The sequence below is a fragment of the Tsuneonella deserti genome, assembly GCF_014644315.1.
Taxonomy (GTDB): domain Bacteria; phylum Pseudomonadota; class Alphaproteobacteria; order Sphingomonadales; family Sphingomonadaceae; genus Tsuneonella; species Tsuneonella deserti.
Map to the genome: position 1 here is coordinate 2083050 of NZ_BMKL01000001.1, position 13710 is coordinate 2096759.

The window sequence follows — 13710 nt, forward strand, 5'->3', positions numbered from 1 at the left end:
AAGGGTCAAGCAGCTCCTACGTATCGAGAATAGCTTCCATGTCCCCGCGCACCGTGTCCGTCCGCCTGCTCGCCTGTATCGCTCCATGCGCGGTGCTCCCTGCTGCTCCGGCCGCGGCGCAAAGCGGAACGCAGAAGAGCGACGAGCCGGTCATAGTCGTCACCGGGGTTGGCCTCCCCGATACCCCCGCCATTCCTGCATACGACACCGTAGTCCTCACTCGCGATACGCTCGTTTCGACCGCATCTGGCCGGATCGAGGACGCACTCGGCTCGGTCGCTGGCTTCCAGCAGTTCCGCCGGTCGGACAGCCGCTCATCCAACCCCAGCGCGCAAGGGGTCACCCTTCGCGCGCTCGGCGGCAACGCGTCCAGCCGCGCACAGGTGCTGCTTGACGGGGTGCCGATGGCCGATCCGTTCTTTGGCTATATTCCGCTCAGCGCCATCGTACCCGAGCGCCTCGCCAGCGCGCGCGTCACGCGGGGCGGCGGTTCGGGCCCGTTCGGAGCGGGCGCGCTTGCGGGCACGATCGAGCTGACCAGCGCCGATGCCGATGCGCTCGGCCTCGTCAGCGGCCAACTGCTTGCAAGCGGCCGCGGCGATACCGAGGCCAGCGCGACGATTGCACGCAGGCTTGGGTCAGGTTTTGCCGTCCTGTCCGGTCGGTGGGATAGAGGCGACGGGTTCTGGACCACGCCTGCGGCGCAGCGGGTTCCGGCCAGCGTGCGCGCTGGGTACGATTCATGGTCAGTCCAGTTACGCGCGGCGGCGCCTCTCAACGATACGATCGAGTTGCAGGCACGCGGCCTGGCCTTCCACGATGTCCGGACGCTGCGCTTCGCCGGGGCGGACACGTCCATGGAAGGCAGCGACGCCTCCCTCCGGCTGGTCGGGCGCGGAGAGTGGCAGTTCGACCTGCTCGGCTACGTCCAGGCGCGAAACTTCACCAACGTGGTGGTCAGCTCCTCTTCCTTCGTGCCGACGCTCGACCAGCGGAACACGCCCGCCACCGGAATCGGCGGGAAGTTCGAGCTGCGCCCGCCGACCGGCGAGGCGAACGTCCTGCGGCTCGGCATCGATTACCGAAAATCGAGCGGAGAGCTGTTCGAGAACGCAATCAGCACGGTGACCGGAGCGATCACCCAGCGGCGCAATGCAGGCGGGGTCAACACCGACCTCGGCCTGTTCGCCGAAAACGATCTGACCCTTGGCATGGTGACTCTCACCGCGGGCGCCCGGGCCGATCGCTACACCATCCGGGATGGCTTCTACGTCGCTCGCAACGCTGCCGGTCTGCCGGTGAGCGATTCTGCCTATCCCGACCGTTCGGGCTGGGAAGGATCATTCCGCGGGGGTGCGGTCGCCCGTCTGGGCGCCGGCCTGCGGCTGCGCGCGGCGGGCTACACAGGTCTGCGCCTGCCGACGCTCAACGAACTTTATCGCCCGTTCACGGTGTTCCCGGTGGTCACCCAGGCGAACGCCGCACTCCGCAATGAGCGGCTGGTGGGTTACGAGGCGGGCATAGACTATGCGCCTTCCCCCGCCGTGGACTTGTCGCTGACAGGGTTCGATAACCGGGTGAAGCACGCAGTCGCGAATGTAACGCTTGGACCGAACCTGCGCGAGCGGCAGAACATCGATGCGATCCATGCGCGCGGGATCGAAGCAAGCGCACAAGTGAGGCGGGCGCAGTTCAGCCTCGCCGGCTCCCTCGCCTATACCGATGCCGCAGCGCGCGGTTCAGGCGCAGCGGCGGCGCTTGACGGAAATCGGCCCGCCCAGACGCCGCGGTGGGCGGCCAGCAGCACATTGAGCTGGCGTCCGGCTGCCAATGCCGTCGTCGCCGCAACCCTGCGTCACGTCGGCGCGCAGTTTGAAGACGACCTGGAAACAGATGTACTTCCCGCAGCCACCACGATCGACCTTTTCGCGCAGGTACCGGTTGGCGGGCGACTGGCGCTCGTACTGCGCGGCGAAAACCTGACCGATGAGACGGTCATCACGCGGAACCAGGGCGGCTCGATCGATCTGGGCGCGCCCCGCACTCTCTGGGCCGGGATCAAGCTGGGCCTATGACAGCTCCCGCCGGCCCCATCGGCGCAATCCGCACGTTGGAGCCCCATGTGTAACGATTACGAACGTCACATCGAATGGAAAGCCTATTGCGAGGCGGTCGCCGCGGCGGGCCTCGGCATGCCGACCGATGCCGGCCCGGGGCAGGTCCCGCCGGCGGATGACGTTCGGGTCAACGATTCCGCGCCGGTCATGCGCGCCCGCGGCAACGTTGTCGAACTTGCGACCATGCGCTGGGGCTTTACGCCACCCCGAGCAGGCGCGGCGCCGGTTTTCAACTTCAAGTCGGAAGGCCGCAGCTTCGCCAACAGCAACCGCTGCCTGATCCCGGCGTCTGCTTTTTTCGAATTTACCGGAGCCAAGTCTCCCAAGAGCAAGTGGCGGTTCGCGCTTACCGAAGCCCCGGTGCTTGCGGTCGCGGGGTTGTGGCGGGAGGACGCCGCGGGCGCCGCGTTCACCATGCTGACGACCGCTCCCGGCCCGGACGTGGAACCGTTCCACGATCGGCAGATCGCCGTTCTGCCGGCAGGCGACTGGGCTGCGTGGCTCTATCTGGAGAGGCCGGAAGCCGAGCTCTTGCGGCCGCTTCCCGCAGGGTCGCTGACCGTAACCCTCGCCCGGCCAGGTCGGGAAGCGCCTGGGGCCGAGCTGCTCGATCTCACCACTCGCTCGGCGCCATAGCCGACCGAAGGGGAACGGCGAACAAGCCACGGGTTTCGTGGTGGCCAAGCCAGGGATAGCGCTCCAGGTCGATCGGCGATCGAAACTGGAATCCCGCTTCGCCATCCTGGGACCAGCGAACGCGCGCACGCAAGATGCCGTGGCCCGGCAGCTCCGCACCAAGCCACAAACCCGGGCTTAGCTGGTGCGCACATTTGCCCATGAAACCCTGCGGGGACAGGTTTTCTATGTGCACCGGAACGACCTCGTCGCTGGGGAGCACCAGCGACGCCGCAAGGTTGACACCGACACGCGGATTCCGCGGCAAGAATCGTGGCGGCCGCTTGAGCGCAAGTACCATGCTCATCTCCCGGCGACCTGTGTGAAGACGCGTCTTACCACCCAGAAGGTTAAGCGCACATCGCCTCAGGGGGTTCGTATTCCGACATATCGGCCCAGCTTGATGCGGGCCTGGCGATCGCCGCGATCACCTCAGCCTCCTTTTCGCGGCTCAGCGGGTAGAGAAACTCGCATCCAACCGATGACGAGCCCTTCCAGCGGATTTTCGCCGGAAATGGTTCCATGCCGGGAATTCTCAGCCACAAGCTGTTCCCGACGGCGGCGAAGCTCAGGTGGGCGATCCTGAAACCGCTCGCCGAGATGTCGCACAGGAGTGCGTGGCCCCAGTTATCTCCCCCGCCTTTGACATCGACCACGAGCTCGCATTGCGTGCGCGGTGCCAGTCGCCTCCCGATCAGCTCACTTGGGTCCCGGGCATGGCTGGAATGGTTCATAAGGCTGCGATCCTCTCACCGGGCAAAAATCCGCCCGTCGTGAGCCAGTTCCCTGTTAACTTTGAATTTTTCCTCCGCAGTCGGCGAACCATGCAATTGGGGTGGTCGCGTTAACCACGTGTCGTGCCGTCTTTCGTCAGGCCGGGGTTTCGCCTTTCTCATCAGGCGGTGTCAGGGCGGGCGAGTCGACGTCGGCTTCGCGGCAGGTTTCGAGCAACTCCTCCACGGTCGCATCCGGGGTCGAAGGATCATCGGGCGCCGCTTTCTTGAGCACCTCGCGTTCCAGCGCCGATTTGATCTGGCCGATCTCGACATCCGTGAGATGCTCGATCCCGACGAAGCCGGTGCGCGCTTCGGCGACGGAGCGCAGGATCTCGTCCAGCTTGGTCTGGATTGCCGCGCCATCGCGGTTCTGACTGTTCTGGATCAGAAACACGGCGAGAAAGGTCAGCACGGTGGTTCCCGTGTTAATCACGAGCTGCCAGGTGTCCGAATAGTTGAAGATCGGCCCGGTCGCTGCCCAGACCACGCACGCAAGGGTAGACAGCAGGAAGGCCATCGGGTGACCCATGAGATAGGCGCTGCGCGATGCGATGCCCGCGAAGAAGCGCTGCATTGACGGTCTCCGAAATTTTGCCGCTGTTCCCCCGGATCGGCGATTCGACTAACAACGGATAATTTCGGCGTCCGGATTTTGTTCCGGGGCCGCCGGTCCCTGCAGGCTGGGAATGCGACGGCGAGGGGCGCTACGGACGCTTTCCCAATGTCGGCTAACCCCCGGCCACCCTCGGGTCAGCGTCAGCCGAAGGCGAGCCCTTCGAATGCTCCCGATCTGCGCCACGCGTCGATGTGGGCGAAGTAGCCGAGCGCACCGCCGGGATGTCCGACGAACAGCGGTGCCTCGTCGCCCCATCCCGCCCCTTCGTTGTTGTAGTATCCGGGCGTGCACTCAGTGCCACCGATCGCCCTCGCCGGTGCGGTGGCGAGGAGGTCCAGCCATGCCTGTTCGGCCTCCGCCGTGGGCTCGACCGTCGCGGCATGACGTCGCTCTGCTTCACCGACGACCGCCGCGATCGTATCGGCATGGTCGACGATGTTGTGCGGCACGTTGGCGATGAAGTTCGCCGCCTGCGCGGGCTGGACCATGAACAGGTTGGGGAACCCGCGAATGTGGAGCCCGTGGAGGGTGCGCATCCCCTTCCCCCAGTACCCTGACAGAGTTTGCCCTTCGCGTCCCACGGCATCGAAGCCCGCGCGCGCGACGTAATCGGTCGAGACCTCGAAGCCCGAGGCGTAGACGATGCAATCCGCCTCGTATTCGACGCCGTTCGCCACCACGCCGTTTTCGGTGATCCGCTCGACTCCCTTTCCCCCGGTGTCGATCAGCCGCGTCCCGGGTTGGTTGAACGCCTGAAGGTACTCGTCGTGGAAGCACGGACGCTTGCACAGCTGGCGGTACCAGGCCTTGAGATGCTCGGCGGTCTCGGGATCATCGACGAGCTCTTCGGCGCGGCGGCGGATCTGCTCCATCTTTTCGAAATCGGCATCCTCGAACGCAGCCATCATGGTCTGTGGCGTCCACTCCGACGGCGGCACTTCCCGCAAGTTGGCGCGCATCCGCTTGGCGAGGTCGGTCCAGCCGTCGTTGACCAGGTCCTCGTTCGGGAAACCGGCCCCCAGGTTGGCAGCGAAGTTGTCCTGCCACTTGCGCTGCCAGCCCTCGCCCGCGACTTGCGCAAACCAGTCGGGATCGATGGGCCCGTTGTCTCGCCGGTCGACCGAGGACGGGGTGCGCTGGAATACCAGCAGCTCCTTCGCATCGCGCGCGAGGTGGGGCACGCACTGCACCGCGGTGGCGCCGGTTCCGATGATGGCCACGCGCTTGTCGGCCAGCCCGGTCATCGGCGCGCCTTCGGGGTTGCCGCCGGTATATGCATAGTCCCAGCGGCTGGTGTGGAAACTCTTGCCCTTGAACTTCTCGATCCCGGCAAGTCCGGGCAGCTTCGCGACGTGGAGCGGACCGGTTCCCATGCCTACATACTTTGCCGTGAACGCATCGCCGCGGTTGGTGCGGACGACCCAGACCTTGCGATCCTCGTCCCACTCGAGCCCCGTCACCTCGGTATGGAACAAAGCCTTTCCATAGAGCCCGAAAGTCTCGCCGATGCGCGAGCAGTGATCGCGGATTTCCGGAGCGTGGGCATATTTCTCGCTCGGCCGGTGGCCGGTCTCCTCCAGCAGCGGCATGTAGATCATCGAGGCGGTGTCGCACTGCGCCCCGGGATAACGGTTCCAGTACCAGGTACCGCCGAAATCTCCGCCTTTCTCGACGATCCGGACGTCGTCGATGCCGGCCTGCTTCAGCCGCGCACCGACCACCAGGCCGGCAAATCCCCCGCCGATGAAGGCGAAGGTTACGTGATCGGTGACCGGATCGCGCGGGACCAGCGGCGTGTAGGGATCAGTGGCAAGATCCGCGAACTCGGTTTCGAGGCGGATGTACTGCGCCGAACCTTCGGGCCGAATGCGCTTGTCACGCTCCTCGGCGTATTTGCGCTTGAGAGCTTCCTTGTCGATCGTCAGAGCGCCTGCGGGCATGTTCATCGAATATCTCTCCCGGCCGTTTTCCCGGCTTCGGTATGAGATTGTCGCATACCCGCGCTTGGCGCAAGCACCCAGAGAGAGCGGAAGCCTCGGCCTCGCCGAGCAGCGCATCTTTCTAACGTGCGGTATGCCGCCGGCGATAAGCTCATCGCCTCAGCCGGTCGACATGCTGATAGTATACTCGCTTGGTAACCTCGGTGGCGGCGGCGTAGCCGGCGACGATGGCCACCGCGCATGCCAGCAGTAGCAACGACGGTCTTGCGAAGCCGAACAATGCATCGAAGCCCGGCACGAACGGGACGGCCAGTCCGACCCCCATCAGGACAGCCGTCGTCCACAGCAGGATCTTGCTCGGCAGGCTGCGGAAGCAGGACCGTTGGGTGCGCAAGATCAATACCACGACCAGTTCGGTCTGCAGCGAGATGACGAACCACATGGTCTGAAACAGCCCTGCATCGGTGTGGAAGAGCGACCGGAGAATCACGAACGTCAGGAGATCGAACAGCGAACTTACGCAGCCGAACACGATCATGAACCGCTGGATGCTTCTGACGCTCCACCGCTGGGGCACCCTCAGGTGTTCGCGGTCGACGTTGTCGGTGGAGATCGTGATCGACGGAATGTCGGACAGGAAGTTGTTGAGGAGGATCTGCTTGGGCAGCAAGGGCAGGAAAGGCAGCAGCGGGGTCGCCAGCGCCATGCTGATCATGTTGCCGAAGTTGGCGCTGGTCGTGATGGCGATGTACTTGAGCGTGTTGGCAAAGGTCCTCCGTCCGTCGAGCACGCCCTTGCGCAGCACGTCGAGATCGCGCCGCAGCAAAACGATATCGGCGCTTTCGCGCGCGACATCGACAGCGGTGTCGACCGAAATCCCCACGTCCGCCAGTCGCAACGCGGGAGCATCGTTGATCCCGTCGCCCATGTAGCCGACCGCGTGCCCGGCTTCCTGCAGGGCGCGGATAATGCGCTCCTTCTGCTGCGGATCGATTTCGGCGAAAATGGCGGTCGCGCCCACCCGGTGGCGCAGCGCATCGTTCGACATCCGGGACAGCTGGTCACCGGTGAGGATGGCTTCCGGGTCGATTCCGATCCCGGAGGCGACGTGAGCGGTGACATGGCGGTTGTCCCCGCTGATGATCTTGATCCCGATGCCAAGCTTTGCGAGCTCCGCTATGGTCTGCGCTATCCCGGGCTTGGGAGGATCGAGAAACAGCAGCAGACCGAGGAGAACCATTCCCGCTTCTTCGTCCCGGTTTATCCGTTCGCCTTCGATGTCCGGCCGGTTAGCCAGCGCCAGGACGCGGAAGCCGGCTTCGCTCTTTTCCCTGAACTGTCTCTCGATCCGCGCGCGGGATTCCGCAGTAAGGGCCTGGTCCTCCTGCCCCGCGCGATAGCGATCGCAGATCGCCATGACTTCCGCGAAGGCTCCCTTGGTGATGATCCGGCGGCGTGCTTCGCCCTCGCCCTCCTCGACCAGGATGCTGAGCCGCCGCCTTTCGAAATCGTACGGAATCTCGTCGCGTTTGCGGCTGGAACCGATCGCAACGCCGGCGCTCGTTCCGGCCGCCACGATGGCGTCGTCGAGAGGGTTGGCCATGCCCGACTCGAACGAGGAATTGAGGAAGGCGTCGCGCAGCACCTCCGCCGAAGGCGCACCCTCCAGGTCGATGGCGCTGTCGAGCCTGGCCACGCCGAGCGTGAGAGTACCGGTCTTGTCGGTGCACAGGACATCCATGCTGCCGAGGTTCTCGATCGCATCGAGCCGCCGCACGATAACGCCACCCGCAGCGAGGTGGCGGGCGCCCGCCGCGAGAGTGACGCTGATGATGGCAGGAAGCAGCTCGGGCGACAGGCCCACCGCAAGAGCGACCGAGAACAGCAGCGAATCCACCACCGGACGGCCGAGCATCTGGTTGATCGTCAATACCGCGAGGACAATCAGGATCATCACGCGCATCAGCATGACGCCGAACTTGCGCACGCCGCGCTCGAATTCGGTAACCCCGTCCGCCGCGCCGACTTCGGCGGCAATCCTGCCGAACTGGGTTTTCTTGCCCGTGAGGAAGACGAGCATCCGGGCGGACCCGCTGCGAAGCGAAGATCCGGTGAAGAGGGCGTTCGGCCGCGCGGCGACGGGCGCGTCCGCCGCGGCGATGCCGGGCCGTTTCTCCACCGGCACCGATTCACCGGTCAGGACAGCTTCGGTAACCATGCAATCGCGCGCATCGAGCAGCAGGCCGTCGGCGGGAACCAGATTGCCGGCCGAGAGCAGGACGATGTCACCGGCAACCAGATCGCGCGCCGGAATATCGACAGTGGTCCCAGCGCGGACAACCCGTGCTTTCAACGCAAGACGGTCTTTCAAGGCGGCCACCGCCTTGGTCGCGCGAAACTCTTGGGTGAAGCTCAGGAGCGCGCTGCCCCCAACGATCGTAAGGATGATCGTCGCATCCAGCCCTTGCCTCAGCACGAGCGAGATCGCGGCGCCAAAGACAAGGATCAGCGCCAGCGGGCTTTCGAACTGGCGCAACAGCAGCTTGATTGCCGACTGCCGTCCCGTTTCCTCAACGCTGTTGGGGCCGTCCCGCTCGAGCCGGGCCGCTGCGACCGCATGGTGCAATCCCTCAGGGCTGCTGCCCGCCGCGGCCAGGGCATCGCTCGCCGAGAGGCTCCAGAACGGCTGGATCATTTCCGCGTGCCTGGGGGATACAGGCCCGCCCGGAGCAGGAGCAGGCCGGGTATCAGCGGCAGCCACAAGGTCAGCCCACGCAGGAGCAAGACCCCCGTCAGCGCGGCCTCGAACGGAATGTGCAGGGCAACCAGCATCGCGGTCGCGCTTGCTTCGAACGTGCCGAGGCCGAGCGGAATGGGAGCCAAGGTCGCAGCGATCGACCCTGCCATCAGTCCGAGGAAGCGGTTGCCGGCAGGAACGGCAAGCCCAGCGCATGGAGACACAGCGCGAGTGTCGCCGCGTCGGCGAGGAAGACTGAAGCGTTTAGCGCGGTGACAATCGTCAGGAGACGGCGATTTCCGGCCAGCGTGGCCGGTGCTTCTCCGATGATCCCGATCAGGTTCCTCACGGGCCCGAGGTGTTCGACTTGCGCGGGCAATGGGCGGCTGCCACGGTGCCGCAACCACAGCGCCAGGGACGGGATGGCGATTGCTACCAGCAGCAGGGTGGTGATGACGCCTGTCAGCAGCGCTGTTGCTGCCTGGTGAAGCCACAGGATCACCAGCATGGCGAGCGCGAGCAGTGCATAGGAAACATAGTACCCGATCATCGACACGAGCAGTGCGGCCATTGCCGACCCGCGCGGAGCGCCCAGCGCGGTCAGTCGATTGACAAGGAGGAGATTGCCGCTCAGCCCTGCTCCAGGGAGAGCCTGGTCGGCAAACAGCTTGCTTACGGCGACGGGCAGAAGCCTCCGCAGCGGAAGCCGGTATCCGGAGAACCGCAGTACCGTTCGCCAACCGGCCGCAACCGCTGCATAGGTGCCCAGCTGAAAGCCCGCTGCGAGCAATAGCCACACCGGCTGCGCCCGTCGTGCCAGCTCCAGGAATCGTTGCAGATCACCGAAATGGAGCACCAGAAGAACGGCCGAGGCTAGAACCATCGATGCCGCGAGCAACTGGAACAGCAGATGACTGCGAGACCGCCGAGCCGGAGAGTGCTTCGGGACCGTCATCATTATGCTGCGCGCGGTCTCGCCAAAAGAAGCCGGTCTGCGTTCACTACAGCGGCGACGAACCTAGGATCGGCGGAAGAATACATTGGCGCCTCGGGTCAGCCGGGCCAAGCCGGGAACGAAGGCCATTTCCCAACCGCCGCCCGCATTGCTTTGTCGTCCGCGGTTGAAGCGGGGAGAGGCTGCCGGGAGAATTGGTATAGTTACGGAAAAGGAACGACTGCGCGTCTTGCGCGGTCACTATCGATGCAGCAACAGCATCCGAGTTGGCACCGCAGCCGCGGCGATCGGGAAGTTCGGACGCAAGTGGCGGAGAGGGAGGGATTCGAACCCTCGATACGGTTGCCCGTATGCCGCATTTCGAGTGCGGTGCATTCGACCACTCTGCCACCTCTCCGCGAGGGTTCATGCACTTGCCTCTGGCGAGGCCGGTCGAAACGAGCGCGCCGCCTAGCCGAGCGCCGCTGCCTTGCCAAGTCCCAACTGCCGGCATCGGGGAACAACCGGCGCGTCCGCCTTGTTACACTTATTCGCAAGGCTTATATTTGCTCCATGGACCGCGCACAGTTCTTTTCCGCCCAGGCAGGCCGCACGATCGAGGCGCCGCGTCACGCCTCGGCGCGGTTCGCGGTGGGCGAGGTCGTACGCCATCGCCTGTTCGACTTCCGCGGGGTCGTCTTCGATGTCGATCCCGTGTTCGCCAATAGCGACGAATGGTACGAGGCGATCCCCGCGGCCGTCCGGCCCAGCCGGGACCAGCCGTTCTATCACCTGCTGGCCGAGAATGCGGAGAGCAGCTACGTCGCTTACGTCAGCCAGCAGAACCTGCTGCCGGATGCCGAGAACGGACCCGTGGATCATCCTCAGGTTGCCGAGCTGTTCGAACGCTTTGCGGACGGACGCTACCGGCTGCGCCCGCGCCTGTCGCACTGACTGCCTAGCTCTTCAGCTTCCATCCTGAGCGCAGCAACAGGTAGGTGGCGAGCGCGAGCAAGGTATTGAACACGCCAAGCCCGAGCGCGCTCTGCACCACCGCCATGTTGGTATCGCCGATATCGCTGCGCCCGAGGAAGCCGAAGCGGAAGCCCGAGATCACGTAGAAGAACGGGTTGGCGCGGCTGATCGCCTGGAAAGCCGGCGCGAGGTTGTGGATCACGTAGAACGTGCCCGACAGGAGGCTGAGCGGAGCCACGACGAAGTTTGTCACGGCGGCAGCGTGATCGAACTTCTCCGCCCATATCGACGTGATCAGGCCCAGCAGCGCCAGCATGGACGCGCCCATGAGGCCGAACCAGACGACCGCCCACGGATGGGCGACCGACAGGCTTACGCCTGGAAACATGGCCATCGCCGCGCCCACCGCAAGTCCGACCAGGATCGCGCGCGTCACCGCGGCGCCGACGATCCCCGCCATCAGCTCGCCATTAGAGAGCGGGGGCATCAGCAAGTCGATGATCGTTCCCTGGATCTTGCCGGACAGGAAGCTGAAGCTCGAATTGGCGAAGGCATTCTGCATCATGCCCATGACAATGAGGCCCGGGGCGATGAAGGTCGCGAACGGCACGCCAAGCACTTCTCGCCCGGCGCGCGAGCCCGAGCCGCCGCTCAGCGCGACGGTGAATATGACCAGAAACAGCAGCGTGGTGACCGCGGGCGCCCAGATCGTCTGCGTCTGCACCTTGAGAAACCGGCGAACCTCCTTAATATAGAGGCTCCACAGTCCCACACGATTGATGCCGTGGATCAGCGGCTGCCCGCGCGGGTTGAATTGCTGGCGGGGGGCGGGACCGGCAATGGCTTCTGCCTCGGCAGGCGCAAGTGAGTGGGCTTGATCGGCCATGGCGCCGCGACTAGGGCCAAGCGCCCCGAGAAACAAGAAACTTGGGGCGGCGCCTCCCCAGGAAACGACAGGATCCAAACCGACCCGATGAGCTGGACCGACGAACGCATCGCCACCTTGAAGAAGATGTGGGAAAGCGGCTCGACCGCGAGCCAGATCGCCGACGAGCTCGGCGGGGTCAGCCGCAATGCCGTGATCGGCAAGGCTCACCGCCTCGGCCTCAAGGCGCGCCCTTCTCCCGTCAAGCCCAACGAGGAGAAGCCCGAGGTCAAGAAACCGGCCGCAGCTCCGGCGCCCAAGCCGGCTGCCAAGCGTCCTCAGGTGGCCGCGACGCCCGCGCCTGCCCACACGCCCGAACCAGAGCCGCGCCCTGCTCCGCGCGCAGAGATACCCAGCCAGCCTGTTCCCAATCCGACCGGCGACATGCCGCGCATCGTTTCCGTCGGACCCGGCGGCTTCCTGCGCCAGGGTCCGGGCGACCAGCAGCCGCCGATCCCCCCCGCCCCGCCGCGTCGCCTGGTACCGGCCAAGCCCAGCCCGGAGATCGCGGACAAGACCAGCCTGCTCGATCTCAATGACAAGGTGTGCCGCTGGCCGATGGGCCACCCGGGCGAAGCCGATTTCCACTTCTGCGGGGAAGCAGTGAACCCCGGTTTCCCGTACTGCGTCGAACACTGCGGACGCGCCTACCAGGCGCAGCTGCCGCGCGGCGCGCGCCGTCCACCGCCGCCGCTGCCGTTCGGCGGCCCGCGGGTCCGCTGATTTCAGTTCCAGGCCCGGTCGTCGCGTGACGGCCGGGCCTTTTTCTTGCCGGGAGGAAATACATGCCGCTTTCGCTTCACGCCGCTTTCGTCCCCAGCGCGCTGCAGATGCTGGGCACCGCCCATCACCTGATCGACAAGGCCGAGGCCTGGTGCGGCGAGCAGGGCGGCGAGCCAGGCGCAATCATCGGCGCCTGCCTGCATGAAAAGATGCTGCCGTTCGCCTACCAGATCAAAAGCGTCGCCGACCACACCGGCGGAGCGATCGATGGGCTACGCGAGGGCCTGTTCTCACCGCACATGGACGCCCCTCCGCAGGATTTCGCGGGACTGCGCACGCGCCTCGACCAGGCCATCGCGACCATGGAGGCAGTCACCGAAGAGGAGCTGGAGGCGAAGATCGGCGCACCGATGACGTTTCAAATGCGCGATTTCCGGATGCCGTTCACCGCGGAGAACTTCCTGCTGAGCTTTTCCCAGCCCAACTTCTATTTTCACACGGCAACCGCCTACGACATCCTGCGGATGAAGGGCCTCGATGTCGGCAAGCGCGACTTCCTCGGCAGAATGCGGCTCGCCAGCTAGACCCGCCGCGCAAACCAGATCGTGTGGCGCGGCCCCTTGTTGTTGGGGCGCGCGCGCACGGTCCGCTCCTCGACATCGAGACCTGCGTCCTTCAGCCTGCGGCTGAACTTGGGGTCCGGGGCGGCTGACCAGACCGCCAGCAGGCCGCCGGGGGCCAGCGCGTCGCGCGCACGGGCGATGCCGGTGCGGGTGTAGAGCCGCTCGTTCCCGGTACGCACGATGCCGTCGGGACCGTTGTCCACGTCGAGCAGGATGGCATCGTACGGGGGCGAGGTGCCATCGACGGCATCGTCGATCAACGCGGCCACGTCGCACAGCTCGATGGTCGCGCGCGAGTCTTCGAGCGAGTTTCCCGTGAGCTCAGCCAGCGGACCCCGCGCCCAGTCCAGGATCTCGGGGACGATCTCCGCCACCGTCACGTGCCCCGTCGGACCGAGGCGGGCCAGAGCAGCGCGCAGGGTAAACCCCATGCCATAGCCACCGATCAAGACCCGAGGGGAGGGCGTCTCCAGCCTGTCGAGCGTGAGTTCGGCCAACTGCTGCTCCGAGAACGCCATTCGCGTTCCCATCAGCTCGTCACGACCGAGCATGACAACGTGATCGGTACCGTGGCAGACGAGGGTAAGGGTTTCGCCCCCGGGGATGCGGGCGGTGGCGATGGTTTCGCGCGGTATCATGCGGATCGTCCTCGCAGCGCGGGAGGGAAAA

General features: G+C 65.4%; 12 protein-coding genes, 1 tRNA gene and 1 pseudogene. 5 read left to right on the forward strand and 9 right to left on the reverse strand.

From position 1 onward, the window contains the following. The first annotated feature begins 38 nt into the window (after window positions 1-38). Both IEW58_RS10210 and IEW58_RS10215 read left to right on the forward strand, forming a co-directional pair. Window positions 39-2075 carry a TonB-dependent receptor gene (locus IEW58_RS10210; RefSeq protein WP_188645021.1) on the forward strand — a complete coding sequence of 679 codons (2037 nt, stop codon included), beginning with the start codon at window positions 39-41 and terminating at the stop codon, window positions 2073-2075. Window positions 2076-2120: 45 nt separating this feature from the next. Then, a complete protein-coding gene (locus IEW58_RS10215) occupies window positions 2121-2753 on the forward strand; it encodes an SOS response-associated peptidase (protein ID WP_188645022.1) in 633 nt (210 codons plus the stop codon). Here the strand turns inward: IEW58_RS10215 and IEW58_RS10220 are convergent. From IEW58_RS10220 to IEW58_RS10255, 7 genes and pseudogenes are all read right to left on the reverse strand, one after another. Further along, entirely contained in the window at window positions 2731-3093 is a 363-nt protein-coding gene (locus tag IEW58_RS10220) for a PilZ domain-containing protein (protein WP_188645023.1), read from the reverse strand. The genes IEW58_RS10215 and IEW58_RS10220 overlap by 23 nt on opposite strands. A gap of 49 nt (window positions 3094-3142) precedes the next feature. Next, on the reverse strand, window positions 3143-3526 hold the full coding sequence (locus tag IEW58_RS10225) for a PilZ domain-containing protein (RefSeq protein ID WP_188645024.1): 384 nt from the start codon (window positions 3524-3526) through the stop codon (window positions 3143-3145). A gap of 136 nt (window positions 3527-3662) precedes the next feature. After that, window positions 3663-4142: a low affinity iron permease family protein gene (locus IEW58_RS10230; RefSeq protein ID WP_188645025.1), complete on the reverse strand. Its 480-nt coding sequence runs from the start codon at window positions 4140-4142 to the stop codon at window positions 3663-3665. A 182-nt stretch (window positions 4143-4324) separates the two neighbouring features. Continuing rightward, window positions 4325-6130: a flavin-containing monooxygenase gene (locus IEW58_RS10235; protein WP_229658539.1), complete on the reverse strand. Its 1806-nt coding sequence runs from the start codon at window positions 6128-6130 to the stop codon at window positions 4325-4327. Between the two features lie 145 nt (window positions 6131-6275). After that, window positions 6276-8819, reverse strand: coding sequence for a magnesium-translocating P-type ATPase (mgtA, locus tag IEW58_RS10240; protein WP_188645026.1), 2544 nt, complete (start codon window positions 8817-8819; stop codon window positions 6276-6278). Beyond that, window positions 8816-9819, reverse strand: a pseudogene (locus IEW58_RS10250) (lysylphosphatidylglycerol synthase transmembrane domain-containing protein). Before IEW58_RS10250 ends, mgtA begins: the two are co-directional and overlap by 4 nt. Before the next feature lie 304 nt (window positions 9820-10123). After that, a tRNA-Ser gene (locus tag IEW58_RS10255) sits at window positions 10124-10213 on the reverse strand. 155 nt (window positions 10214-10368) lie between these two features. On the opposite strand from IEW58_RS10255, the gene hspQ reads away from it, so the two are divergent. After that, window positions 10369-10749 carry a heat shock protein HspQ gene (gene hspQ, locus IEW58_RS10260; protein WP_188645029.1) on the forward strand — a complete coding sequence of 127 codons (381 nt, stop codon included), beginning with the start codon at window positions 10369-10371 and terminating at the stop codon, window positions 10747-10749. Between the two features lie 4 nt (window positions 10750-10753). Here hspQ and IEW58_RS10265 read toward each other — a convergent pair whose 3' ends face one another. Continuing rightward, window positions 10754-11656 carry an ABC transporter permease gene (locus IEW58_RS10265; RefSeq protein WP_188645030.1) on the reverse strand — a complete coding sequence of 301 codons (903 nt, stop codon included), beginning with the start codon at window positions 11654-11656 and terminating at the stop codon, window positions 10754-10756. An 87-nt stretch (window positions 11657-11743) separates the two neighbouring features. Between IEW58_RS10265 and IEW58_RS10270 the strand changes: the two genes are divergently transcribed. Together IEW58_RS10270 and IEW58_RS10275 are read left to right on the forward strand one after the other, a co-directional pair. Continuing rightward, complete coding sequence (locus IEW58_RS10270; RefSeq protein ID WP_188645031.1) at window positions 11744-12418, forward strand: GcrA family cell cycle regulator; 675 nt, start codon at window positions 11744-11746, stop codon at window positions 12416-12418. Window positions 12419-12480: 62 nt separating this feature from the next. Beyond that, window positions 12481-13002, forward strand: coding sequence for a DUF1993 domain-containing protein (locus tag IEW58_RS10275; protein ID WP_188645032.1), 522 nt, complete (start codon window positions 12481-12483; stop codon window positions 13000-13002). Here IEW58_RS10275 and IEW58_RS10280 read toward each other — a convergent pair. Then, a complete protein-coding gene (locus tag IEW58_RS10280) occupies window positions 12999-13679 on the reverse strand; it encodes a spermidine synthase family protein (RefSeq protein WP_188645033.1) in 681 nt (226 codons plus the stop codon). The genes IEW58_RS10275 and IEW58_RS10280 overlap by 4 nt on opposite strands. Between the last annotated feature and the right edge of the window lie 31 nt (window positions 13680-13710).

What these genes read in the sequence shown, in the direction of transcription:
- IEW58_RS10280 (WP_188645033.1), bottom strand. Translation starts at nt 13,679, where the DNA reads ATGATACCGCGCGAAACCATCGCCACCGCCCGCATCCCCGGGGGCGAA.
- IEW58_RS10265 (WP_188645030.1), bottom strand. Translation starts at nt 11,656, where the DNA reads ATGGCCGATCAAGCCCACTCACTTGCGCCTGCCGAGGCAGAAGCCATT.
- IEW58_RS10210 (WP_188645021.1), top strand. Translation starts at nt 39, where the DNA reads ATGTCCCCGCGCACCGTGTCCGTCCGCCTGCTCGCCTGTATCGCTCCA.
- IEW58_RS10225 (WP_188645024.1), bottom strand. Translation starts at nt 3,526, where the DNA reads ATGAACCATTCCAGCCATGCCCGGGACCCAAGTGAGCTGATCGGGAGG.
- IEW58_RS10275 (WP_188645032.1), top strand. Translation starts at nt 12,481, where the DNA reads ATGCCGCTTTCGCTTCACGCCGCTTTCGTCCCCAGCGCGCTGCAGATG.
- IEW58_RS10215 (WP_188645022.1), top strand. Translation starts at nt 2,121, where the DNA reads ATGTGTAACGATTACGAACGTCACATCGAATGGAAAGCCTATTGCGAG.
- mgtA (WP_188645026.1), bottom strand. Translation starts at nt 8,819, where the DNA reads ATGATCCAGCCGTTCTGGAGCCTCTCGGCGAGCGATGCCCTGGCCGCG.
- IEW58_RS10230 (WP_188645025.1), bottom strand. Translation starts at nt 4,142, where the DNA reads ATGCAGCGCTTCTTCGCGGGCATCGCATCGCGCAGCGCCTATCTCATG.
- IEW58_RS10220 (WP_188645023.1), bottom strand. Translation starts at nt 3,093, where the DNA reads ATGGTACTTGCGCTCAAGCGGCCGCCACGATTCTTGCCGCGGAATCCG.
- IEW58_RS10235 (WP_229658539.1), bottom strand. Translation starts at nt 6,130, where the DNA reads ATGAACATGCCCGCAGGCGCTCTGACGATCGACAAGGAAGCTCTCAAG.
- IEW58_RS10270 (WP_188645031.1), top strand. Translation starts at nt 11,744, where the DNA reads ATGAGCTGGACCGACGAACGCATCGCCACCTTGAAGAAGATGTGGGAA.
- hspQ (WP_188645029.1), top strand. Translation starts at nt 10,369, where the DNA reads ATGGACCGCGCACAGTTCTTTTCCGCCCAGGCAGGCCGCACGATCGAG.